The organism is Streptomyces aquilus (genome assembly GCF_003955715.1).
GTDB lineage: Bacteria > Actinomycetota > Actinomycetes > Streptomycetales > Streptomycetaceae > Streptomyces > Streptomyces aquilus.
On sequence record NZ_CP034463.1, the window covers coordinates 3,700,631 to 3,723,133 of the forward strand.

Consider the following 22,503-nt stretch of genomic DNA (forward strand, 5'->3'; position numbering starts at 1 on the left):
GGCCGGGAAACTGTCAGGGCGTCTTCGGGTCCGCCGAGAAGGCCGGCTGGGAGTATTCGGCGGAGGCGGAGGGGGTCGCCGTGCGGCCCTGTTCGAGGCCGGTGGTGGCGGGCAGAGGCGGGACCTGGTCGCGGTTGTTCGAGGACGCGCCGCGGTAGACCGCGGTGAAGGCGAGCGCGACCATGCCGATGCCCATCACGAGCGCGAGCATCCAGGCGACGGGGCGGTGCCAGCGGACCTGTTTGCCGTAGGTGCCCGGGGCGCCGTAGCGGCCTTCGAGGATGTCCGTGTCGTCCAGGTCGTCGAGCTCGGGATCATGGCCGAAACCGGCGCGGCCGTCGGTGCCGTACCCGTCGTCATAGCGCTCGCCGCGGCTGTGGGCCCGGCGGGCCTCGGCCTCGGAGGCCTCGGCTCTTGCCTGGGCGGCGGCCAGGAGGCGTTCGACAGCGGTCGGCTCGTGCACCACGGCCGCCCGGATGAAGGCCTCGTCGAAGACCACGGAGGCGAACTCTTCGTCCGACACCCCGCGGTCGTGGTCGTCGTCGGGCTCCCAGCCGTCAGGGAACGGCGTACCCCCCACGTCCTCCGGCACGAATCCAGAGTAGACCTGGGGGGTCAATTTGGGCAGACGGTATGGAAATTCATCCGCTGGGTGAGACGGCTCCCGTACGCACGGGCGGGCGGCTCAGCGCCGTACGTGACCGTCCCCGGTCACGATGTACTTCGTGCTGGTCAGCTCCGGCAGGCCCATGGGGCCGCGGGCGTGCAGCTTCTGCGTGGAGATGCCGATCTCGGCACCGAAGCCGAACTGGCCGCCGTCGGTGAAGCGGGTGGAGGCGTTCACGGCGACGGTGGTGGAGTCGACCAGCTGGGTGAAGCGGCGGGCGGCCTGCTGCGAGGTGGTGACGATCGCCTCGGTGTGGCCCGAGGTCCACAGCCGGATGTGCTCGACGGCCTTGTCCAGGGAGTCGACGACGGCGGCGGCGATGTCGTAGGAGAGGTACTCGGTCTCCCAGTCCTCCGCGGTGGCCTCGACGACCGTGGCCTTGGAGTCCTTGGCGTACGCCAGCACCCGGTCGTCGGCGTGCACCGTGACGCCGGCCTCCGCGAGGGCGTCCAGGGCGCGCGGCAGGAACTCGGGGGCGATGTCCTGGTGGACCAGGAGGGTCTCGGCGGAGTTGCAGACGCTGGGGCGCTGCGCCTTGGAGTTGATCAGGATGTCGATCGCCATGTCGAGGTCGGCCTGGGCGTCGACGTAGACGTGGCAGTTGCCGGTGCCGGTCTCGATGACGGGGACGGTCGACTCGCTGACGACGGTCCGGATCAGCGAGGCGCCGCCGCGCGGGATGAGCACGTCGACCAGGCCGCGGGCCCGCATCAGCTCGCGCACGCTCTCGCGGCTCTCGCCGGGCACCAGCTGCACGGCGTCGGCGGGCAGCCCCGCTCCGCCCACGGCGTCCCGCAGCACCCGCACGAGGGCGGTGTTGGACTCGTACGCGGAGGCCGAGCCGCGCAGCAGCACGGCGTTGCCGGCCTTCAGGCAGAGGGCGGCGGCGTCGACCGTCACGTTCGGCCGGGCCTCGTAGATGATGCCGACGACGCCGAGCGGGACGCGGACCTGGCGCAGGTCGATGCCGTTGGGGAGGGTGGAGCCGCGGACGATCTCGCCGACCGGGTCGGGCAGCGCGACGACGTCCCGCACGTCGGAGGCGATGGCGCGCACGCGCTCCGGGGTGAGGGTCAGCCGGTCGATCACGGTCTCGCTGGTGCCGGCCTCGCGGGCCTTGGCGATGTCCTTGGCGTTGGCCTCGACGATCTCGCTCGTACGGACCTCGAGCGCGTCCGCGATGGCGAGCAGCGCGTCGTCCTTCTCGGCCCGCGGCAGCGGGGCGAGGTCGGCGGCGGCGGCCTTGGCGCGGTAGGCGGCCTGGGTGACCGGGGACATCGAGTCGTACGGCGAGAGCGTGGTCATGAGGGAAGGGTAGTGCGCCGTACGGGGGTGGGGACCCCGTCGTCTTGCACCGCGAGACGGGGCCAATGCGTCGCTATCGAGCGATGCAGGTCAAAAGGGGTGAACCCCTACCGGGGTCGCCGGGGCCGGGCCGTAGCCCTCGGCGACGCGCTGGTGGTAGGTCTCGCGGTCGATGACCTCCAGGCCGACGATCTCCCAGGGCGGCAGCTGCGCGGTCTGGCGGTGCTCGCCCCACAGGCGCAGGGCGACGGCGGCGGCGTCGTGGAGGTCGCGGGCCTCCTCCCAGTAGCGGATCTCCGCGTGGTCGTTGGCGTAGCGGCTGGTCAGCAGAAAGGGGTGGTCGTGGGCCAGCTGTTCGAGTCCGCGCCGCACCTCCTTCAGCGGGGCCTCCTTGCCGGAGACGCTGAGGGTGACGTGCCACAGCCGGGGCAGCTCGGCCGGCTCCTCGTAGCGGTCGCCGGCCGCGACGCTCGTCAAGAGGCGCTCCTCACCGGCCGCTCGGGACGAGGCCTCCCCGGCACCACCACGGGGCGTGGCCCCAGGGCGCACTCGTCTCACGACGGCCTCCTTTACCCAGTGATGCCAGTGACCGACACGGTGGTCGTGCGGAATGTGTCCCTGAGACAAAGTTGAGCAGGCCGCAAGGGCTCGCGTGGCACTTTTGCGGAACGTCCACCTGGGGGTGACCCGTAGAACAGGGCGTTCCCCCCGTTTTCGGCCGGGCGACACCGCTCGGGAGGCCCTCAGGGCTGGAGCACCACCAGGCCCCCTCAGAGCTGGAGCACCACCAAGCCCTTAAGGCTGGAGCACCACCAGATCGTCCCGGTGCACGACCTCCCGCTCGTACGCCGGCCCCAGCTCCCGCGCCAGTTCCCGGGTCGAGCGGCCGATCAGCTGGGGGATCTCCTTGGCGTCGAAGTTGACCAGCCCCCGGGCCACCGCGCGCCCCTCGGCGTCCCGCAGTTCGACCGGGTCCCCGGCGTTGAACTCGCCGTCCACGGCGGCGATCCCGGCCGGCAGCAGCGACGTGCGGCGCTGCACCACCGCCCGCACCGCGCCGTCGTCCAGGGTCAGCGAGCCCTGCGGGGTGGACGCGTGCTGGAGCCACAGCAGCCGGTCGGCGGAGCGCTTGCCGGTGGGGTGGAAGTAGGTGCCGGTGTCGGCGCCGCTCAGCGCGTCGGCCGCGTGCACGGCGCTGGTGAGCACCACCGGGATGCCCGCGGCGGCCGCGATCCGGGCGGCCTCGACCTTGGTGACCATGCCGCCGGTGCCGACCCCGGCCTTCCCGGCGCTGCCGATCTCGACGCCTGCCAGATCCGCGGGCCCCCGCACCTCCGCTATCCGCGAGGTGCCGGGCTTGCTGGGGTCGCCGTCGTACACGCCGTCGATGTCGGACAGCAGCACCAGGAGGTCGGCCCGGACGAGATGGGCCACGAGCGCCGCGAGCCGGTCGTTGTCGCCGAAGCGGATCTCGTCCGTCGCCACGGTGTCGTTCTCGTTGACGACCGGGAAGGCGCCCATCGCGAGGAGCTTGTCGAGGGTGGTGGAGGCGTTGCGGTGGTGGGACCGGCGGCTCATGTCGTCGCTGGTGAGCAGCACCTGGCCGACGCGGACGCCGTAGCGGGCGAAGGAGGCGGTGTAGCGGGCGACGAGGAGGCCCTGGCCGACGCTGGCGGCGGCCTGCTGGCGGGCCAGGTCCTTGGGGCGGCGGCGCAGCCCGAGCGGGGCGAGCCCGGCGGCGATGGCACCGGAGGAGACGAGGACGACCTCCTTCTCTCCCCCGCTGCGGCTCTTGGCGAGGACGTCGACGAGCGCGTCGACGCGGTCGGCGTCCAGCCCTCCCGACGCGGTGGTCAGCGACGAGGAGCCCACCTTGACGACGATCCTGCGGGCCTCTACGACACCCTGCCTTGCCCCGGCCACTTGCACTCTCCAATTCTGCGCAGCGTGCCAGCAATCTACGCGAAGCGTCCCTCCGCCCGCCTCGGCGTTTCAGCCCCCGGACACACCAGGACGTGACTGCTTGCTCACGCGCCGCATACGGCAAAAAGGTTGTAGGCGTTCCGTATAGAAATCAAAGAACGTGCCAACTTAGGTTGAACGCCGTGAAGCGCGTTCTCCTAAGGTCCGGTAAGAGTCCGTTCGACGTCGTCACCGTGGAGGAAGCCCTCCAGCGCGACGTCATCGCCACCAATTCGGGCAATTTGATCTTCAGCGACGCCGCCCACAAGATCCTCCAGACGCCGTCCACCGAGGTGGTGTCGAACGGCATGAGGACCGACGTGGCATCGGCGGACCAGATCAACGCGGAGTACGACGCCTTCGTCGTACCGCTGGCGAACGCCTTCCGTCCGTCGTTCGAGCTCGCGCTCAAGCGGCTGACCCGGCTCATCAGACGGCTGAAGATCCCCGTCGTGATCGCCGGCGTCGGCGCGCAGACCGGGCTGAACTACGACCCGTCACGGCTCAAGCCCATCGAGCCCGCGGTGCGCGACTTCGTCTCCGCGGTCCTCGACCGCAGCGCCTCGATCGGCGTGCGCGGCGAGTTCACCGAGCAGTACCTCAAGGACATGGGCTTCCGGGACGTCGAGGTGATCGGCTGCCCGTCGCTGTTCATGTACGGCAAGGAGCTCGCCGTGCACAAGCGGGCGCCGGAGCTGACCGCCGAGTCCCGGATCGCGATCAACGGCTCGCACAGCGCCGTCCGGAAGCAGGGCCTGGGCAAGGTCATCGAGCGCACCCACGCCCAGTACCCGCATCTGCGCTTCATCGGCCAGAACCTGTCCGACGCGCGGCAGCTGCACTGGCGGGACCTGTCGGACCCGAACGCCAAGGTCAAGGCGATACCGACGCACCCCGACCACCCGATGTACGCCGAGGACAAGGTCCGCGTCTACATCGACCCGGTCACCTGGATCGACGACCTGCGCGACTTCGACTTCTCCTTCGGCTCCCGCATCCACGGCAACATCGCCGCGCTGCTCGCCGGCACGCCCGCGACCGTGCTCTCGGGCGACTCCCGGACGCTGGAGCTGTGCCGCTACTTCGACATCCCGCACCTGCGCATCGACAAGGTGCCCGCGGACCTGGACCCGGCGAAGCTGTACGAGGACGCGGACTTCGGCAAGCTGATGAGCGGTCACCACGAGCGCTACGAGCGGTTCATGGGCTTCCTCGACCGCAACGGCCTCCAGAACACCTTCACGCACGGCGACGGCGGCGCCGCCTTCGAGGAGCGGCTGCGCAAGCTGTCCTTCCCGGCGGGCGTGCGCCCCTGGCTGGAGGCCGACCTTGGCTCGCTCGCCTCGCGGATGGCGTTCATGCAGCGCACCATCGCCGACCTGACCCAGGACAACGAGCGCTTGAAGCGCGACCTGGCCCGCGCCAGGACCGGTTCCCGGTCGGGGGGAACCAGCGGAGTCATCCCGGCGCCGTCGGTCTACCGCCGCGCCCGCCGGGTCGTCGGCGGCCCGATCCGCCGGGCTCTCCAGTCGGGTCGCTGAGCGGACCAGGCGTCCCTATCACTCCACGGTCGCCCCAAGGCGCCCGGACACGCGCGTGTCGTCCAGTGGTCGGCGGGCGTTAACCCGGGCGCACGTCCTTGACGACCTTGGAGTGACGCCGTGCCCACGAAGAGACTCCGCCGACCCCGGCTGCTCCGCCTCAGACGCCCGCTGAAGCGTTCCGCCACCGACAGCCCCAAGAGCCGCCCGCGGCGCAGGCGCCTGCCCCTGCGGCGCGCCGCGCCCCGCGTCCTCGTCACGGCCCTGCTGGCCTCCGCCATCGCCGCCCAGGCCGTCGCCGCCTTCGTCCCGGACGTACCGCTGCTGCTCGCCGCGACGGCCGCCTCGGTCGCCGGGGAGGGCGTGCTGCACCGCTGGCAGCGGGGCATGGCGACGGTGTTCGCCAAGTCGCACGCGGACATCACCGTCCGGCACGTCCTGCGGGACCTGCTGCTGGTGGCGGGGCTGCTGCGGGTGGGCGAGCAGGACCGGGAGGGGGTGTACGGCCCGATCGTCGCCGCCCTGCTGCTCTTCTACGCCCTGCACTGCGCGATCCAGGCGGTCTCCGTCCTGGTCCGCCGCACCCGCACGCTGCCGGTGGTGACCCGGAACATCGACGCCTCCGCGCTCCGCCTGTCGACCGCCCCGCCCGCGCTGCTGCTGCGCCGCCCCGGGCACCGGCTGCTGGTGTTCGGGCTGCCCGCGACCTTCGGCCTGGCGGCCACGGCGGCGACCGACCACCCGGCCGCCGCGGCCGGCGGGCTCGCGGTCTCCCTCGTTCTGGGGCTGCTCGGCCTCGGCGAGCTGCTGCTGCGGCTGCTGCCGAGCCGTCGCCCGGCGGGCGAGCAGCAGGTCCTCGACTGGTTCGACGCCTGGCTGGCCGACTACCGGCCCACCGTCGGCCTGTACTTCTCCGGCGGCGCGTCCTCGGCCTACCAGGCGAACATGTGGCTGGAGCCGCTCGCCCAGCTCGACGGGCGGCCGGTCATCATTCTGCGCGAGCGCTTCATGGTGCAGAAGATCGCCGCGACCGACGTGCCGATCATCTGCCTGCCCAAGGTCACCACCCTGATGCGCCTGGAGCACTCCACGCTCCAGGTCCTCATCCACCCGTCGAACTCCGGCAAGACCTCCCAGGTGCTGCGCATCCCCACCCTCAAGCACACGTTCGTCAACCACGGCGAGAGCGACAAGCTGTCCTCGTGCAACCCGTACGCGAAGGCGTACGACGAGGTGTGGGTGGCGGGACCTGCGGCGCGGGAGCGCTACGCGCTGGCCGAGGTGGGCGTCGACGACCGCGAGGTGCGGGAGATCGGCCGGCCGCAGCTGGCGGCCGTACGGCCGTACGCGGGCCCGCCGAAGGGCACGTACACCACCGTCCTGTACGCGCCCACCTGGGAGGGCTGGGACGGCAATCCGGGCAACACCTCCGTCATCGAGGCCGGCGAGAACCTCGTACGGGCGCTGCTCGCCGATCCCGGCGTACGGCTGCTGTACAAGCCGCATCCGCTGACCGGGTCGGTGGATCCGCGGGCGGGGGCGGCCGATCTGCGCATCCGGGAGCTGATCCGGGCCGCCAACCGGGCGCGGTCCGGGGCGCGACCCGCCTCCGGGGGTGAACTGGCCCGGTGCACCGAGGAGTTGGACCGGCTCACCACCGCCGACTTCCGGACGAGCGCCGACTCGGTGGAGCGGATGCTGCTCCAGTCCGCGCCGCCGCGGGGGCGGGCCAGGGCGGTGGAGCGGGCCACGGCGGCCTGGGAGGCGGCGTACTGGGCCTCGCTGCCGGAGTGGGAGCACCAGATCGTCACCGGTACCCGGCCCGCGCTGTACGCGTGCTTCAACCGGGCCGATCTGCTGGTCAGCGATGTGTCGAGCGTCGTCAGCGACTTCCTGGCGAGCGGCAAGCCCTATGCGGTGGCCAACACCAGCGGGCTGGGCGAGGACGCCTTCCGGGAGGCCTTCCCGACGGTCCGGGCGGCGACCGTGCTGACGCCGGACGCGGCGGGGGTGCCGGGGCTGCTGGACGCCGTACGGCATCCGGAGAAGGACGGACTCGCCGAGGCGCGGGCCGAGTTGAAGCGGCATCTGCTGGGGCCGGACGAGCCGTCCTCGCAGGAGCGCTTCAACGCGGCCGTGCAGGCGCTGTGTTCGGCGGCGCGGGAGCACCGCGTACGGATGGCCGAGCGGCTGGCCGCGGAGATCCCCGCGCCCCGGCCGGCCGAGGACCCGTCCGCCGTCACGCCGCCGCAGCCGGCCTGACGTCCCGGGACCGCGACGGCAGCGCCCGGCGTGCCTTGCGCACCGCCCGTCGCATGAACGAGTCGAGCCCGCCCTCCCGGTAGCCCGGGACGGCGCGGGCCTCGCGGGGCTCGGCGAGGTAGAGGGCGTCCGGGATGCCGACGGCGGTGTCCCGGAAGTGCGGGTAGGCGAAGTACACCCGCCGGCCGCGCTTCTCCAGCAGCGCCTCGGGCTCCTTCTTGGCCCGCTGGAACTCCAGGAGGTCCAGGAGGAGTTCGGGGCGCTGCTCGGCCACCGCGTGCATCCGCAGCCGCTCCTCGACCCGCAGCCGGCGGGCGACCTCGTCGGTCCAGTACGCGTCGAGCAGCGGCTTCGCCAGCTCGAACTTGTGCCGTCGTACCTTCTCGCTGTCCTTGAGGTATTTGGGGCCGAACTGCGGGAGCAGGGTGACGACGAACGGGCGGACCATGAGCATGTCGCGGCGCGGGCCCGGCGGGAGCATGTCGGCGATGAGGGTCGTCAGGGCGCGTGCGGAGTCGAAGCGCAGGGTGTAACTCCCGCTCCTCGTCACGTGCTTGCCGTCCTCGCGGCCCACCAGGTAGTAGCAGGTGTAGTCGTCGATGAGGGAGACGCCGTCGGCCCGCAGATAGGCCTCCATGGTGAACAGGGCGTCCTCGCCGGTCCACAGCGACTCGTCGAAGCGCATGCTGTGACGGTTCAGCAGCTCGCGGCGGAACAGTTTCTGCGCGCTCAGCGTGAACTTGATGTTGGACGACCAGACGTCGGTGCGCTCCAGCGTCCGCCCCCACATGGACTGCGGCGGCTTGCGGTTGATGCCCTCGACGCGGCCGAGCACCACGTCCGTGCCGTTGCGGTCGGCCATCGCGACCATCCGCTGAAGCGCTTCGGGGCCGAGCCGGTCGTCGGCGTCGAGGAAGAACACGTACCGCCCGGCGGCCTTGTCCAGGCCGACGTTGCGCGGGCCGCTGGGGCCGCCGGAGTTGTCCTGGCGGATGACGGTGACCGGCATGTCGACGCGGGCCGCGAACTGCTCCAGGCACTCCCCCGTGCCGTCCGTGGAGCCGTCGTCGACCGCGATGACCTCGATGCGGGCGTGGTCGAGGGTCTGGGCCTCGACGGAGGCGAGGCACTCGACGAGGTAGGGCATCGCTTCGTAGGCGCCGATGACCACGGTCACATCAGGCTGGGTCACATTTCCCCCGTATCCTCATATTCACATTCAGTCAGACGGTCGAATGGCGTAAGCGGTTGTCTTTGTGCATGGCCTTTGTGAGGCAGGTCACGGACTACAACGACCGTTCCCCCCTCAGATACGCAAAAGGGCCCGGTTTTCGAGAATCACTCCTCGAAAACCGGGCCCTGGGCCGAATGGGCCAGGCGCTGGGTCAGGCCGTGGTCGCGGCCTCCGCGGCTGAGGCCGCCGCCCGTGACTCCTGGCCGACGTTGCGGGTGTCGGCCTTGCGGGCCAGGTCCGCCACCGCGGTGTTGAACTGCTCGATGGACGTGGGCTCGTCCGGGCCCAGCAGGTACTGCTTGAGCTCCTTGCGGTCCTCGGCCAGCGGGTCGCCCGCGGGGTCGCGGACCGCGCTCAGCAGCTCGCCCAGCTCGGCGGCGCTGTTGGACAGGATCGTGGCCGCCCGCACCGCCGTGTTCTGCCGCTTGAACTCCTCCACGCCCAGCTCCGCGGAGTCCGTCACCGCGTACGGCTTGCCGCTCGCGATGAAGTCGGAGACCACGGAGGAGATGTCGGAGACCATCGCGTCGGAGACGTTGAAGCAGTCGTACAGCCGCGGCTCGGCGCCGGTGATGACGCGGTGCTCGTGGGTGCCGAAGGAGCGCCAGTAGGCGGCGTTCCACTCGGCGCGCAGCCGGGCGATCTCCTCGTGCTTGGCCACGTCGACCAGGCCGTCACGGGTGGCCTCGGCCTCGTCGCCCTTCTCGCCGCCGTTGCCGGCCAGCTGGGCGATCCGAGCCTCGATGCGGGTCAGCTCGGCCTTGGCCTGCGCCTGGGCGGTCGCGTCCGCCGTGAAGCGGGGGTCCGTGGCGCGCTCGGCGGCGGCCTTCTCGACCAGCGCGGTGATGCGCGCGTGCGCGGCGCCCGCCTCCTTGCTGACCGTGCCCGTGAAGGGGTGCGGCTTGTACAGGATGCGGACCGGCGGGTCGGCCTTGATCAGCTTCTTGACGATGTTCTCGCCGGCCAGCACCAGGGAGGTGTTGCCGGGGTTGCCGTCCCAGCCCTCCCAGGTGGGCGCGTACAGGACGGTCGGGATACGTCCGTCGGGCACGCCCTGCCAGGTCTGGATCGGCGCCAGCTGCGGGCGGCCGACCTCCACGATGTCGTCGTCGCGGACACCGACGTCGGCGATGGCGTAGCGGTCGCGGCCCGCGCGGCCGGCGGTCCACACCTCGTCGTACACCTTGCTGAACGGGTTGACGCTGGCCAGCTTGTCGCTGTCGCCGTGGCCGATGAAGACGTGCTTCATGGTCGGGACGCGCAGCAGGTGGATGTTCTTGCCGACGTTCGCCGCGTACAGCGCGACGCGCACGGTCGACAGGTCCATGTTCATCAGGTGCACCCCTCCGGGCACGCAGATGACGGGGACCGTGGTCGGCGCCAGGTTGTTCAGTATCGCCCGCTCACGCAGGATGATCAGCGGCTTGGAGTCCAGCTGCTCCATGGTCTCCAGCCACATGTTGACCTGGTACGCCGAGTCCTTGGAGCCGGAGAAGTACAGCACCGTCTCGGGCCGGTAGCCGGCCAGCCAGTCGTCGACGGCGGCCAGGACCTTCTCCGCGTTCGGCGGGATCTTGCTGCCGCGGACGTACGGCATCAGGGCGAGGACGTACAGGGTGCCCAGCCCTATCGTCGCGCCGATGCCGATGAACGCCGCGAGGCTGTCGTCCATGAACCCCGAGACCAGCACGCCGACGACGGCGAACAGGTCGAGGTGCAGCATCTTCTCCGCGGAGCGGTTGAGCAGGCGGCGCGGCGGGGCGTCCGGGATGCGGATCCGGGCGGCCAGGTCGACGTTACGGGTGGCGACCGGCATCCGGCGGCGGTTGCGGATCAGGGTGACCAGGGCGCCGTGCGGGGCCTGGAGGCCGTAGAACGCGATGAAGCAGGCGACCGCGCCGTAGAAGACGATGCCGTCCGCGAGATCCAGGCGAGCCAGCAGCAGGATCAACAGCAGCTGCCGGATCAGGAAGCGGATCGACAGACCCGCGCGCACCTTGCTCAGGCGGTTGATCAGATAGCTGCTCTTGCGATGCAGATAGTGGTCCGCCAGGTACGTCACTGCGGCCGCGGCCGCGAAGGCGGGAACGCTCGGGACGAGCGCGGCCAGCATGAGCACAGGGAAGCCCAGGATCATGAGGGCCGCCGCGGCCAGCTCGGCCGCACTGCCCACCCGGGCGACGCGAATGGCTCTGGTTATCACGGAGGAACCTGCTCTTGGAGGGGGAGTGCCGGTTTTGTTCGGTGGTGCGGCGAAAATGTGAGGAATTCGCGAGAGGTACTGATTCAGGCCCCTGCGAATGCTCCGATAACGGGCAGACACAGAGGCCTGAATAACAGATGTCTAATTGCAGTTGATTATGCCACGCCGTCCTGACGGTCCAGAACGGAGGCCAGCGCCTGCTCGAAGCCGGAGGCCTTGCCCGCGGCGGCGGTCGGGTCCTGCTGGCGGACGTCGATGACATGTCCGGTCAGCTCGGACAGCAGGACGTCCAGCGACGTACGGGCCACGACCTCGGAGGACAGCAGCGAGCCGGCCGGCTCCTGACCGAAGGCCTTGGTGCGCATCGGAGTTGCGGTGCGCTCGGGGTTCACGCAGTTGACCCGGATACCGTCACCGGCCCACTCGTCGGACAGGGCCTGGGTGAGGTTCACCATCGCGGCCTTGGTGGAGGAGTAGAGGCTGTACTCGGCGCGGCCGCGGGTGTAGCTGCTGGAGGTGTAGAGGAGCAGCTGGCCCTTGGTCTCGGACAGGTACTTGTACGACGAACGGGCGATCTGCACCGGGGCCAGGTAGTTGACCTTCAGCGCTTCCTCGATGGTCGCGTTGTCGGTCTCGGCCAGCTTGCCGATGCGCAGCACGCCGGCGGTGTTGACGACGTAGTCGATGCGCCCGGTCTCGGCGTACGCCTTGGACAGCGCGTCGTCGACCTCCTCGGGGTTCTCGACGTGCGTGCCGGTGGTGGAGCGGCCCAGCGCGTAGACCTTCGCGCCGTAGGACTCGGCGAGTTCGGCGATGTCCTTGCCGATGCCGTACGAACCGCCGAAGACGACCATGGTCCTGCCGGTCAGCAGCTCGCGGTAGGCCTCCTCGGAGACCTGCTCGGGCGCGGCGGTGGAGGCCAGCTGGAAGAGCTTGTCGGCGATGAAGACGTCGACGGGCTGGGTGACCTTCATGTTGTACTCGTCGCCCGCGACGACGTGGATCGGCACGTCCGGCAGGTACTTGAGCACGACCGAGCAGTCGTCCGTGGCCTGGAAGTTGGGGTCGCCGGCGGCGACCTCGTAGGCCCGCTTGATCGTGGACAGCTTGAAGGCCTGCGGCGTCTGGCCGCGGCGCAGCCGGGAGCGGTCCGGGATCTCGGTGATGAACTCGCCGTCCTGGCCGTGGGTGCGGGTCACGATGATGGTGTCCGCGGACGGGATGGCGACGTCGACGGCCTGGTAGCGCTCCAGCGCGACCACGCAGTCGTCGATGACGCGCTGCGAGAGCAGGGGGCGAACGGCGTCGTGGAACAGGACGTTGAGGTCCTCGCCGTCGGCCAGGCCCTCGCCGAGCGCCTCGATGGCGCGCTCGGTGGTCTCGTTCCGCGTGGAACCGCCCTCGATGATCTTCTTGACCTTCGTGAACCCGGCCTTGGCCACGATCTTCTCTATGTCCGGCACGTAGCCCGGCGCCATCAGGACGATGATGTCGTCGATCGAGTCGGCGTTCTCGAAGGTGGTCAGGGTGTGCTCGATGACTGCCTTGCCGGCGATCTTCAGCAGCTGCTTGGGGATCGAGAGACCCACGCGCTGACCGGTACCGCCGGCCAGGATCACTGCGGTGGTACGGGGCTTGGCGATGTGCTGGGACACAGGTGACCTACCTCGGGGCGACAGGGAACGTGGAAATGGTCCCACTTGGGGTTACCGCAGTGCAAGGTGAGCGCCGTCCGCCGCATATGTGCGCGCCACCTGTCATTCACCTTGTACTCCTGGTGATTGAGGAGACCGTTGTGGTGAGCACCCTGGAATTGCTGTGAGTAACTCCACAGGAGTTATGTATTGCTGTGGGTGACGACGGTACCGCTCAGCGGCGTCGCAGCCGCTTCAGACACCGGTGTCCCAGCACCTTCACGAGTTCCCTGGACGAGGTCTGGTGCACGGTCCGGGACGTGACCGGGGCGGTGTTCCGGATCGGCGCGGCGGCGGCTGCCGCGAGTGCCCCGTACAGGGCCCGAGCGGCCACCTCGGGAGCGATCCGCGGTTCCGCGAGGGTCTCGGTGCCGGGCTTCGGCACGGCGGACAGCAGCGCCGGGTCGCCGAGGACGCGCACGCCCGTCGCGCCGATGCGCCGCGCCATCCCGGCGCCGATCTCCGCGGCGGCCTCGACAGCCCACCGCGGGGTGCGGATCTTCACGTCCTGCGGGGTCGGAGTGCACGCGTTCTTCATATGCATCACCGCGCCGTGCCGCACCAGCCTGGAATACAGCTCGTCGGGGAGTCCATTGCCGCGGAATTCCTTATTAAGATTCCGCAGCATTTCGGTCTCGGCGAGAGTGAGAGAGCGGTTCGCGGTGTCGGGGACCTCCCGGAGCAGGCCCCGCGGGAGGCCGAGGAGCCGCTCGAAGGTGCGCATCAGCCCGTCGCGGTCGCGGTCGTCGACCACGACGACGGTGACCCGCTCGGCGCCGACCGCCCCGACCCAGCGCTCGACCAGCCGGTCGTGCCGGTGCCGGTGCCAGAAGCTGGGGTTGGGCTTGTCGTACGGGGCCTTGCGGAGCATGTGCTCCAGCCACTCCTCGTAGCCCATGCGCAGCCCGTTCTGCACGTACTGCTGCCACTGCGAGGGCATGATCCGCGCCAGCGGGCGCAGGGTGACCAGGACGTGCACGCGGTCGCCGCCGAGCTGCGCCACGATCCGCCCGATGGTCGCGTCGTCGGGGGCGTCGGCGAAGAACTCGCTGCTGATGACCGACGTGACGGCCCGCCCGGCGCCGTTCACCCGGGCCACCAGGCGCAGCCACTGCTTCTCGCTGGGCCCGGCGTCGCCCATCATCCCGGGCCGGGCGCAGGCCGCGAGGACGGCCTCCATCGGGTGCCGGGTGGCGGCCGGCCACAGGACGCCGTGCACGCCGAGGCGGTCCTTGGCGGCGAACAGCGCGCCCTGGATCGACGTGGTGCCGGTCTTGTGGGGGCCGATGTGCAGCAGGCGGGTGCCCGGGGGCAGCGCCGGGACGCCTTCGGGGCTTCTCGTACAGTCCGTCTCCATGGTCACGGGACGGTAGGAGGGGTTCCTGGGGCCGTGCTGAGGGAGACCTGGGACCCAGCTGAGCCCCAGGCTCCCGTCACACAGGATTCACCCCCGGTCAGGCGAGCTCGACGCCCGGCTGTCCCGCTTCCACCCGCAGCGCGGCCAGCGTGCTCGCCGTCGCGGTCGGCTGCCGGACCGTGTCCACGACCCTCACCTGGGCGTCGATGCCGTGCTTGTCGATGTCGAACAGGTGGTAGCCGCGGTGGGCGTCGAGCAGCTTCCAGTGCGGGTTGTCCGCCATCAGCGGGTCCCACTGGGCGTGGAAGGCGGCCTGGTCCTGGTCGCCGTTGCTGGAGATGGAGGTGCCGACGAACTCGGCGCCGACGACGTCGGAGTCCGGGTCGGCGAAGTCCTCCTTGAGGTCGCTGACCATCGTCAGGTGCCGGTCGCCGGTGAAGACGACCGGGTTGCGGACGTCGGTGAACTCCCGCATGAGCTGGTTGCGTTCGGCCTGGTAGCCGTCCCAGGCGTCGTAGTACCAGAGCTTGCCCTCGCCGATCTTGAGGTCGGTCTCGGCCATCATGATCTGCGAGGCGATGAGGTTCCAGCGGGCCGGGGAGTCGTGCAGCCCGTCGAGGAGCCACTCCTTCTGCCGGGCGCCGAGCATGGTCAGTGACGGGTCCTGGGCGCCTTCCTGCGTGGTCGCCTGGTCGCTGCGGAACTGCCGGGTGTCCAGCACGTTGAGCCGCGCCAGCCGGCCGAACTCCAGGCGCCGGTACATCTGGATGTGCGGCCCGTTCGGCACCGAGGTCGCGCGCACCGGCATGTGCTCGTAGTACGCCTGGTAGGCCGCGGTCAGCCGGGCCACGAAGGCGTCGTGCGTCTGCTTGTCGGGGTCCTGCGGGATCTCGCCGGCGAAGTCGTTGTCGACCTCGTGGTCGTCGAAGGTGACGACCCAGGGCGCGTTCGCGTGCATCGCGGCGAGGTCGGGGTCGCTGCGGTACTGGGCGTAGCGGTTGCGGTACTGGACCAGGCTGTACGGCTCACCGGTGCCCTCGTGGCGGCGTACACCCGTCGAGGACGGCGTCGACTCGTAGATGTAGTCGCCGACGAAGAGCACGAAGTCGGGGTCCTGGGCGAGCATGTCGGCGTACGGGGTGAAGTAGCCGTGCTGCCAGTTCTGGCAGGACGCGAGCGCGACGCGCAGGCTGCCGCCCTTGCTGTGCGGGTGCGGGGCGGTGCGGGTACGGCCGGCCGGGGAGAGCTGGCCGCTGGTGCGGAAGCGGTACCAGTACGCACGGCCCGGGCGCAGGCCCCGTACATCCACGTGAACGCTGTGCCCGTACTCGGGCCGGGCCTGGGTGACGCCGCGGCGGACGGACTTTCTGAAGCGCTCGTCCTCGGCGATCTCCCACTCCACGGGGACCGCGCGGTCGGGCATGCCGCCCCCGTTCAGCGGGTCCGGGGCGAGCCGCGTCCACAGCACGATGCCGTCGGGGAGCGGGTCACCGGAGGTCACGCCGAGGCTGAACACCCCGTCGGGCAGGGGGGTTTCGGCTGCCCGGGCGGCGGTCGGCAGCCACAGCTGGGCGGAGGCGGCGGCGCCGAGCACGGCGGCTCCGGCGGTCAGAAAGCGGCGGCGGTCGGGCGAAACAGCTCCGGTCATCAGCGAACTCCCTTGCCTCACTGGCCTCATGGACACAGGAAGCTCATGCGCCGGGGCGGTCCACCCGCTGAACGCCGGGATGCCCGCACATGACAACTGGGCAGACAACAGAAGACCCGTCACGGCACACGAACTCGTCGTGGCCGCAACGGGTCTGAGGGATGATCAGACGATTCCGCTCAAGAGGCGAACCCGGTCCCGAGCCGCGCCCCCGTCGCCGTCGTCCCCAGCAGCGTGTTGCCGAAGGCCGTCGTGCCGTTGGGTGCCACGATCGTCGCCGGCAGCGGCACCCCGCCCGGTTCGACGACGTACGACGCCCGGGAGCGGAAGGTCCACACGAACCCGGTGTTCGCGTTCTCCCCCGGCGCGCCCACGGCCGCGTCGGCCAGCCCGTCGCCGTTGGCGTCCCCGAGGTGGACGGCCGTGCCGAACGCGTCGCCCTTCTCGGCGGTGCCCGGCACGTTGCCGGTCTCCTGCGTGACCACCTGGTGGGAGCCGACGCCGGTCAGCCCGTCGGCCCGGCCGGCGAGCACGACCACGGCACCCGCGTCGGGCCAGGCATCCGGGTCGGTGGGGGTGCCCAGGTCCTCGCCGGGCACCCCGGTGAGGACGTCCAGCCAGCCGTCCCCGTCGACGTCCCCGAGCTGCACGTCGGTGCCGAACCGGTCGCCCTTCTCGGCGGTGCCGGGCACGGAGGGGCTGTCCTGGTTGAGGAACTGCGCCTGCACGCCGTCCGGTCCCCCGACCGTGCCCGGGATCCAGGCGATCCGGCCGCCCTTGGCGAGATAGGCGTCGTGGTCGCTGTCGTAGCCGTCGATCGCCCGGCCCACCACGATGTCGTCGTAGCCGTCCCGGTTCACGTCCCCGACGTCGAGGCTCTCGCCGCCCTGGAGCCCGGCGCCGTCGATGTCGTACACCAGCGTGAACGGGTTGAGCCCGGTCCCGTTGCCGAGCCAGTACACGACCCGGCGCGAGTCGAACTCGTCGGCGTCGTTCTCGGCGCCGACGACGTCGGTGCGGCCGTCGCCGTTGACGTCACCGGTGGCCAGGTCCAGGACCCGGCTGTCGTACCGGTCCGGCACCAGCACCTCGCCGCCGTACGCGCCGGAGCGCGCGAACGGGCCCTTGAGGACCCGCAGATCGTGCTGGTTCGCCACCGTCACCACGTCCGGGGAGCCGTCGTCGCCGACGTCCCCCACGGTCAGCCGGCCCTTGGCGCCGAGCTGGTCGTACGCCTTCCCGCTCGCCACGGACGCGCCGCCCGCGAGCCCGTGGGCGCCGCCCCACACCACTTCGACGAGCCCGGTGTCGACACCGGCCGAGGTGTCCTCACCTCCCACGCCGACCACCAGGTCCGCGTAGCCGTCGCCGTCCAGGTCGGCGGTGTCGAGCGCGGAGCCGAAGCCGTCGCCCGCCTCCGCACTGCCGGGCACGCCCGCGGTGTTCTGCGTGAACACCTTCCGGCCCGTGGTGGTCAGCCCGTTCTTCGACCCGTACAGCACCGCGACGTACCCGGCCTTGGCCTTGCCGCCCACGGTCGCCGCCGGCGCGGCCACCGCGAGGTCGGCGTACCCGTCGCCGTTGAAGTCGTCCTGGAGCCGCGCGGTCGTGGTCGCGGAGTCCGCCGCCGCCGGGACCGCGGCCCCGGTGACGGCCAGGACCACGGCGACCGCCGCGCCCCATCTGCCCCTGCGTCCCCTCATCAAGCCCTCCCCTGTCGTCCTACGTTGCTGTCGACGCCGTCAGTCCCCCAGCGACGTCCCGAACCGTGCCCCCGTCGGTGTCACGCCCACCGTGGCCGCGCCGAACGTGAAGGAGCGGCTCGCGGTGATGCCGCCGGACGTGGCGGCGAAGACCCACACGGAACCGTTGTTCGCGTTCTCCGCCGGGTCGCCCACGACCAGGCCGTACTTGTGGTCGCCGTCGGCGTCGACGAGCGTCGTCGCGGTGCCGAAGCGGTCGTTCTTCTCGGCGGTGCCGGGGACACCGGTGGTGTTCTGGTGGAAGGTCTTGGCACCGGTGCCGGTCAGACCGTGGGCGCCGCCGCGCAGCACGAGGACGCTGCCCGCGTCGGCGAGGGTGCCGAGGTCCTCACCGGGCAGGCCGGTCGCCACGTCCTGGTAGCCGTCGCCGTCGGTGTCGCCGATGGACAGTCCGGTGCCCATGCCGTCGCCGCGCTCGCCCGCGCCGGGCACGCCGGCGGTGTCCTGGTTGATCCACACCGGCTTGCGGGTGGTGGAGACGCCGTTCGGACCGCCGTAGACGACGCCCAACGCGCCGCCCTTGGTGGGCAGTTCGACGTCGCTGTCGTAGACGTCCATGGAGTGGCCGATGACGATCTCGGCGTAGCCGTCCTTGTTGAGGTCGCCGATCGCCAGGTCCTCGCCGCCCATGCGGCGCCCGTTCGGGTCCTTGAGCCAGATCGGGGCGGCGAGCCCCCGCGAACTCCCCAGCAGCAGCGCGGTCTTGCGGGAGTCGGGCTCCTCGCTGTCCACGGCGCCCACGGCGAGGTCGGCGATGCCGTCGCCGTTGACGTCACCGGCCGCGATCGTCCGCGCGATCTGGAAGTTGTCGGTGTCGATGGTGAACGTGGAGGTGCGGGCGGGGTTGCCGGAGCGGTCGAACGGGCCGTGCAGGACGTCGCCGTAGCCGTCCTCGACGCCGTACTCGTTGCCCAGCGTGATCACGTCCGGGTGCTTGTCCCCGTCGACGTCCCCGACGGTGAATCCGTACGTCCAGACGGAGTCGGGCAGCCGCACGAGGTTGTCCCGGTCGGCCGAAAGGCCCTTGGGACCACCCCAGTTGACGGTGACCGTGTTGCCCCGGTCACCGTCGACCGGCGCCCACTGGATGAACGACAGCAGATCGGCGTAGCCGTCGCCGTCGAGGTCGGCGCTCTGGAGATCGGTGCCGTACCCGGTCGGGTGCGACTCGTCGTACACCTTCGAGTCGTCGAGCACCTGCCTGCGCGAGGTCGACAGACCGTTCGCCGAGCCGTACAGCACGGTGACCGAACCCGGCTTCGTGCCGGCGCTCGTCTTCGGCGGGGCGCCGATCGCCAGGTCGGGATAGCCGTCGCCGTTGAAGTCGTCGTGCGGCCTGCTCGCGGCCGGCCCGGCCTCGGCGGCCTGCGCGGCCACGGGGACGGTGAGGGCAGCGGTGACCGCCGCGGCCGCCGCGAGGGCGAGCCTGCGCTTGCTCATGGTGCTCCGGTTGATCGATGTGAAAGGGGGGTCAGCGCGGGAACGTGGTGCCCAGCCGGGCCCCGTTCGCGACCGTGCCGAGGGTGCGGGCGCCGAAGGTGAAGGAGCCCTTGGCCGTGGCGCCGCCGGGGAAGACCCAGACGCCGCCCGCGAAGGAGTTCTCGGCGACGGATGCCACGACCGGCTCGGCCCTTCCGTCGCCGTTGCCGTCGACGAACGTGGCGTTCAGGCCGAACCGGTCGCCGTTCTCGGCGGTGCCGGGCACGCCCGGAGTGTTCTGGCTGAGGACCTTGGTGCCGGCGCCGGTCGCCCCGCCCGGTCCGCCGGGTACGACGGCGAAGGTCCCGGCGTTCTTCAGCCCGCCGAAGTCCTCTTCCGGGATGCCGGCGAGGATGTCGCCGTACCCGTCGCCGTTGCTGTCCCCGATGGACACCGTCCAGCCGAAGTCGTCCCCGGTCTCCTGGGCGCCGGGCACGCCCGGGGTGTCCTGGGTGATGACCCGGGGTGCGGTGTCGGGCAGGCCCTGCCGGCCCGCGCGGACGACACGGAGGCCGTTCTCGCCCAGGACCAGGTCGGCGCGGCCGTCGCCGTCGAGGTCGCCGAGGGCGATGGCGTCCTGTCTGCGCAGGGCGAGGGCCGTCAACTGGGCGCCCGGGCGCAGGCCCTCGCGGCTGCCGTGCGCGTAGTAGACGTAGTTTCCGTAGTCGGTCTCGCTGTCCCAGTCGTGTTCCCGGGCGATGACCGCGAGGTCGTCGGTCCCGTCGCCGTCGGTGTCCCCGGCGGCGACGGCGACGATCAGCAGGTCGTGGTCGGTGAAGGGGGCGTTCTCCTGGGTCGCGGCGGGGCGTCCGTCGCGGCCGAAGGGGCCGAGGAGGACACGGCCGTCGCGGGCGAGGTCCTGGTGGCCGTCACCGTCGAAGTCACCGGCGACGGTCAGCGGGGCCTGGAGGCGGCCGGTGCCCTCGGCGGGCAGCACCGTGCCGGAGGTGAGACCGGCGGGGCCGCCCCAGAGCACGGTCCGGGTGCCGGAGTGTTCGACGCCGTCCCGCTGCCACTGCTCGGCGAGGGTCTCGACGAGCAGGTCGGTGTACCCGTCGCCGTCGAGGTCGGCCGCGGCCAGCCGGGAGCCGAAGAGGTCACCGGCCTCGGGGCTGCCGGGGATGCCGGCGGAGGCCTGGCTGTAGACCTTCTTGGCGGAGGTCCGCAGACCGCTCGCCGAGCCGAACAGGACGGCGACGTATCCCGCCTTGGCCTTGCCGCCGACCGTCGCGTAGGGCGCGGCGACGGCGAGGTCCCCGTAGCCGTCGCCGTTGAAGTCCTGCCGTACGCCGGCCGCCGGAGCGGTCGCCTGGGCGGCGGGCAGGGCGCCGCACGTGGCGACGATCAGGCTGATCGCGACAACGACGGCGCGCCGGGGTCTGTGACTAGGCAGGGACATACGAACTCCGTTGGCCGCGAGGGCAGTCGACCACGGAGAGGATCAACGGGGAGATCCCAAGATCCTCATCCGTGCTGCCCTGTACGACACACCGGAACGGCGGTTGGTTGCCCTGCCGTAGGCCGCGGCTTTTCCCGCCGTTAACCCTTCACACCTTCAGGAAGGGCTACTTCTCGAACGGGTCGAAGTCGTCGTACTCCCGCTCCGACTCGTCCCGTTCGGCCTGCTTGTCGCGGCGGCGCTGGGCCGCCGGACGCGGGGCCTCGAGACGGTGGTCCTCACCGCGGCGGCCGAGCATCTCGGCACCCGCCATGACGGTGGGCTCCCAGTCGAAGACGACGGCGTTGTCCTCGGGGCCGATGGCGACGCCGTCGCCGGAGCGGGCGCCCGCCTTCATCAACTCCTCCTCGACACCGAGGCGGTTGAGCCGGTCGGCGAGGTAGCCGACGGCCTCGTCGTTGTTGAAGTCGGTCTGCCGCACCCAGCGTTCGGGCTTCTCGCCACGCACCCGGTACAGCCCGTCCTCCTCGCGGGTGACGGTGAAGCCCGCGTCGTCGACGGCCTTCGGCCGGATGACGATCCGCGTCGCCTCCTCCTTCGGCTTCGCGGCCCGCGCCTTGGCGACCACGTCGGCCAGCGCGAACGACAGCTCCTTCAGCCCCATGTGAGCCACGGCGGACACCTCGAAGACGCGGTAGCCGCGCTCCTCCAGCTCCGGGCGGACCATCTCGGCGAGGTCCTTGCCGTCCGGGACGTCGATCTTGTTCAGGACGACCATGCGGGGCCGCTTGTCGAGCCCGGCGCCGTACTGCCGCAGCTCCTCCTCGATGATGTCGAGGTCGGAGACGGGGTCGCGGTCGGACTCCAGGGTCGCCGTGTCCAGCACGTGCACCAGCACGCTGCACCGCTCCACGTGCCGCAGGAACTCCAGGCCGAGGCCCTTGCCCTGGCTGGCGCCCGGGATCAGACCGGGCACGTCGGCGATGGTGTAGACGGTCGAGCCGGCGGTGACCACACCGAGGTTCGGGACCAGGGTGGTGAAGGGGTAGTCGGCGATCTTCGGCTTGGCCGCGCTCAGCACCGAGATCAGCGAGGACTTGCCCGCGCTCGGGTAGCCGACCAGCGCCACGTCGGCGACCGTCTTCAGCTCCAGGACGACGTCCTGCATGTCCCCCGGCTCACCGAGCAGCGCGAAGCCGGGCGCCTTGCGGCGGGCCGAGGCCAGCGCCGCGTTGCCGAGGCCGCCGCGGCCGCCCTGGGCGGCGACGTACGAGGTGCCGTGGCCGACCAGGTCGGCGAGGACGTTGCCCGCCTTGTCGAGGACGACGGTGCCGTCCGGTACGAACAGGACGAGGTCCTGGCCGTCCTTGCCGGAGCGGTTGCCGCCCTCGCCGGGCTTGCCGTTGGTGGCCTTGCGGTGCGGGGAGTGGTGGTATTCGAGCAGCGTGGTCACGGACTGGTCGACGGTGAGGATCACGTCCCCGCCGCGTCCGCCGTTGCCGCCGTCGGGTCCGCCGAGCGGCTTGAACTTCTCACGGTGGACGGAGGCACAGCCGTGGCCTCCGTTACCCGCGGCGACGTGCAGTTCGACGCGGTCCACGAAGGTGGTCATGGTTCGGTGCCTCCAGAAAACGAACGGGATGTCTCTTACGTAACACGCGAAAGGCGGACCCGCCTTCCCGACCGGGAAGTGAGGTCCGCCTCGCGAAGCGTTCGGTCTAAGCCCTGATTCAGGCGACCGGAACGATGTTCACGACCTTGCGGCCACGGTGCGTGCCGAACTGCACCGCACCGGCGTTCAGCGCGAACAGCGTGTCGTCGCCGCCACGGCCGACGCCCGCGCCGGGGTGGAAGTGCGTGCCGCGCTGGCGGACGAGGATCTCACCAGCGGAAACGACCTGACCGCCGAAGCGCTTCACGCCGAGCCGCTGAGCGTTGGAGTCGCGACCGTTCCGGGTGGACGATGCGCCCTTCTTGTGTGCCATTTCT

At 71.1% G+C, this 22,503-nt stretch carries 16 protein-coding genes; 2 read left to right on the forward strand and 14 right to left on the reverse strand.

The window, feature by feature from the left end; all coding sequences use genetic code 11:
• Positions 1–13: 13 nt before the first annotated feature.
• The 4 genes from EJC51_RS17025 to proB form a co-directional block, all read right to left on the reverse strand.
• Positions 14–592, reverse strand: a complete 579-nt coding sequence (locus tag EJC51_RS17025) for an SCO2584 family spore wall biosynthesis protein (protein WP_455431237.1) — start codon at positions 590–592, stop codon at positions 14–16.
• Between the two features lie 93 nt (positions 593–685).
• Complete coding sequence (locus EJC51_RS17030) at positions 686–1,972, reverse strand: glutamate-5-semialdehyde dehydrogenase (protein ID WP_126271866.1); 1,287 nt, start codon at positions 1,970–1,972, stop codon at positions 686–688.
• A gap of 90 nt (positions 1,973–2,062) precedes the next feature.
• The gene (locus EJC51_RS17035) at positions 2,063–2,530 is read right to left on the reverse strand and encodes a hypothetical protein (protein ID WP_387763462.1); all 468 of its coding nucleotides are present in this window, start codon (positions 2,528–2,530) and stop codon (positions 2,063–2,065) included.
• 237 nt (positions 2,531–2,767) lie between these two features.
• Positions 2,768–3,895, reverse strand: coding sequence for a glutamate 5-kinase (gene proB / locus EJC51_RS17040; RefSeq protein WP_126271867.1), 1,128 nt, complete (start codon positions 3,893–3,895; stop codon positions 2,768–2,770).
• 182 nt (positions 3,896–4,077) lie between these two features.
• Here proB and EJC51_RS17045 point away from each other — a divergent pair, with 182 nt between their 5' ends.
• Positions 4,078–5,475: a polysaccharide pyruvyl transferase family protein gene (locus tag EJC51_RS17045; RefSeq protein WP_126271868.1), complete on the forward strand. Its 1,398-nt coding sequence runs from the start codon at positions 4,078–4,080 to the stop codon at positions 5,473–5,475.
• A 228-nt stretch (positions 5,476–5,703) separates the two neighbouring features.
• On the forward strand, positions 5,704–7,737 hold the full coding sequence (locus EJC51_RS17050; RefSeq protein WP_165951167.1) for a hypothetical protein: 2,034 nt from the start codon (positions 5,704–5,706) through the stop codon (positions 7,735–7,737).
• On the opposite strand, the gene EJC51_RS17055 is transcribed toward EJC51_RS17050, so the two are convergent.
• The 10 genes from EJC51_RS17055 to rpmA all read right to left on the reverse strand — a co-directional run bounded on the left by EJC51_RS17055 (position 7,715) and on the right by rpmA (position 22,499).
• A complete protein-coding gene (locus EJC51_RS17055) occupies positions 7,715–8,929 on the reverse strand; it encodes a glycosyltransferase family 2 protein (RefSeq protein ID WP_279631349.1) in 1,215 nt (404 codons plus the stop codon). The genes EJC51_RS17050 and EJC51_RS17055 overlap by 23 nt on opposite strands.
• Before the next feature lie 193 nt (positions 8,930–9,122).
• Positions 9,123–11,174: a CDP-glycerol glycerophosphotransferase family protein gene (locus EJC51_RS17060; RefSeq protein ID WP_244362676.1), complete on the reverse strand. Its 2,052-nt coding sequence runs from the start codon at positions 11,172–11,174 to the stop codon at positions 9,123–9,125.
• Positions 11,175–11,329: 155 nt separating this feature from the next.
• Positions 11,330–12,829 carry a bifunctional cytidylyltransferase/SDR family oxidoreductase gene (locus EJC51_RS17065; RefSeq protein WP_126271869.1) on the reverse strand — a complete coding sequence of 500 codons (1,500 nt, stop codon included), beginning with the start codon at positions 12,827–12,829 and terminating at the stop codon, positions 11,330–11,332.
• 214 nt (positions 12,830–13,043) lie between these two features.
• The gene (locus EJC51_RS17070; RefSeq protein WP_126271870.1) at positions 13,044–14,225 is read right to left on the reverse strand and encodes a hypothetical protein; all 1,182 of its coding nucleotides are present in this window, start codon (positions 14,223–14,225) and stop codon (positions 13,044–13,046) included.
• A gap of 97 nt (positions 14,226–14,322) precedes the next feature.
• Positions 14,323–15,873, reverse strand: coding sequence for an alkaline phosphatase D family protein (locus tag EJC51_RS17075; protein WP_126271871.1), 1,551 nt, complete (start codon positions 15,871–15,873; stop codon positions 14,323–14,325).
• Positions 15,874–16,052: 179 nt separating this feature from the next.
• Complete coding sequence (locus EJC51_RS17080) at positions 16,053–17,576, reverse strand: FG-GAP-like repeat-containing protein (protein ID WP_126271872.1); 1,524 nt, start codon at positions 17,574–17,576, stop codon at positions 16,053–16,055.
• Between the two features lie 39 nt (positions 17,577–17,615).
• Positions 17,616–19,076 carry an FG-GAP-like repeat-containing protein gene (locus EJC51_RS17085; protein WP_126271873.1) on the reverse strand — a complete coding sequence of 487 codons (1,461 nt, stop codon included), beginning with the start codon at positions 19,074–19,076 and terminating at the stop codon, positions 17,616–17,618.
• Positions 19,077–19,107: 31 nt separating this feature from the next.
• Positions 19,108–20,514: an FG-GAP-like repeat-containing protein gene (locus tag EJC51_RS17090; RefSeq protein WP_126271874.1), complete on the reverse strand. Its 1,407-nt coding sequence runs from the start codon at positions 20,512–20,514 to the stop codon at positions 19,108–19,110.
• A gap of 166 nt (positions 20,515–20,680) precedes the next feature.
• Complete coding sequence (obgE, locus tag EJC51_RS17095; RefSeq protein WP_126271875.1) at positions 20,681–22,126, reverse strand: GTPase ObgE; 1,446 nt, start codon at positions 22,124–22,126, stop codon at positions 20,681–20,683.
• A 118-nt stretch (positions 22,127–22,244) separates the two neighbouring features.
• On the reverse strand, positions 22,245–22,499 hold the full coding sequence (rpmA, locus tag EJC51_RS17100) for a 50S ribosomal protein L27 (protein WP_004950923.1): 255 nt from the start codon (positions 22,497–22,499) through the stop codon (positions 22,245–22,247).
• Positions 22,500–22,503 lie beyond the last annotated feature (4 nt).

Bases quoted from the DNA above. Each gene is read 5' to 3' on its own strand.
- EJC51_RS17030 (WP_126271866.1), bottom strand. From the start codon at position 1,972: ATGACCACGCTCTCGCCGTACGACTCGATGTCCCCGGTCACCCAGGCC.
- obgE (WP_126271875.1), bottom strand. From the start codon at position 22,126: ATGACCACCTTCGTGGACCGCGTCGAACTGCACGTCGCCGCGGGTAAC.
- EJC51_RS17090 (WP_126271874.1), bottom strand. From the start codon at position 20,514: ATGTCCCTGCCTAGTCACAGACCCCGGCGCGCCGTCGTTGTCGCGATC.
- EJC51_RS17075 (WP_126271871.1), bottom strand. From the start codon at position 15,873: ATGACCGGAGCTGTTTCGCCCGACCGCCGCCGCTTTCTGACCGCCGGA.
- rpmA (WP_004950923.1), bottom strand. From the start codon at position 22,499: ATGGCACACAAGAAGGGCGCATCGTCCACCCGGAACGGTCGCGACTCC.
- EJC51_RS17080 (WP_126271872.1), bottom strand. From the start codon at position 17,576: ATGAGGGGACGCAGGGGCAGATGGGGCGCGGCGGTCGCCGTGGTCCTG.
- EJC51_RS17085 (WP_126271873.1), bottom strand. From the start codon at position 19,076: ATGAGCAAGCGCAGGCTCGCCCTCGCGGCGGCCGCGGCGGTCACCGCT.
- EJC51_RS17070 (WP_126271870.1), bottom strand. From the start codon at position 14,225: ATGGAGACGGACTGTACGAGAAGCCCCGAAGGCGTCCCGGCGCTGCCC.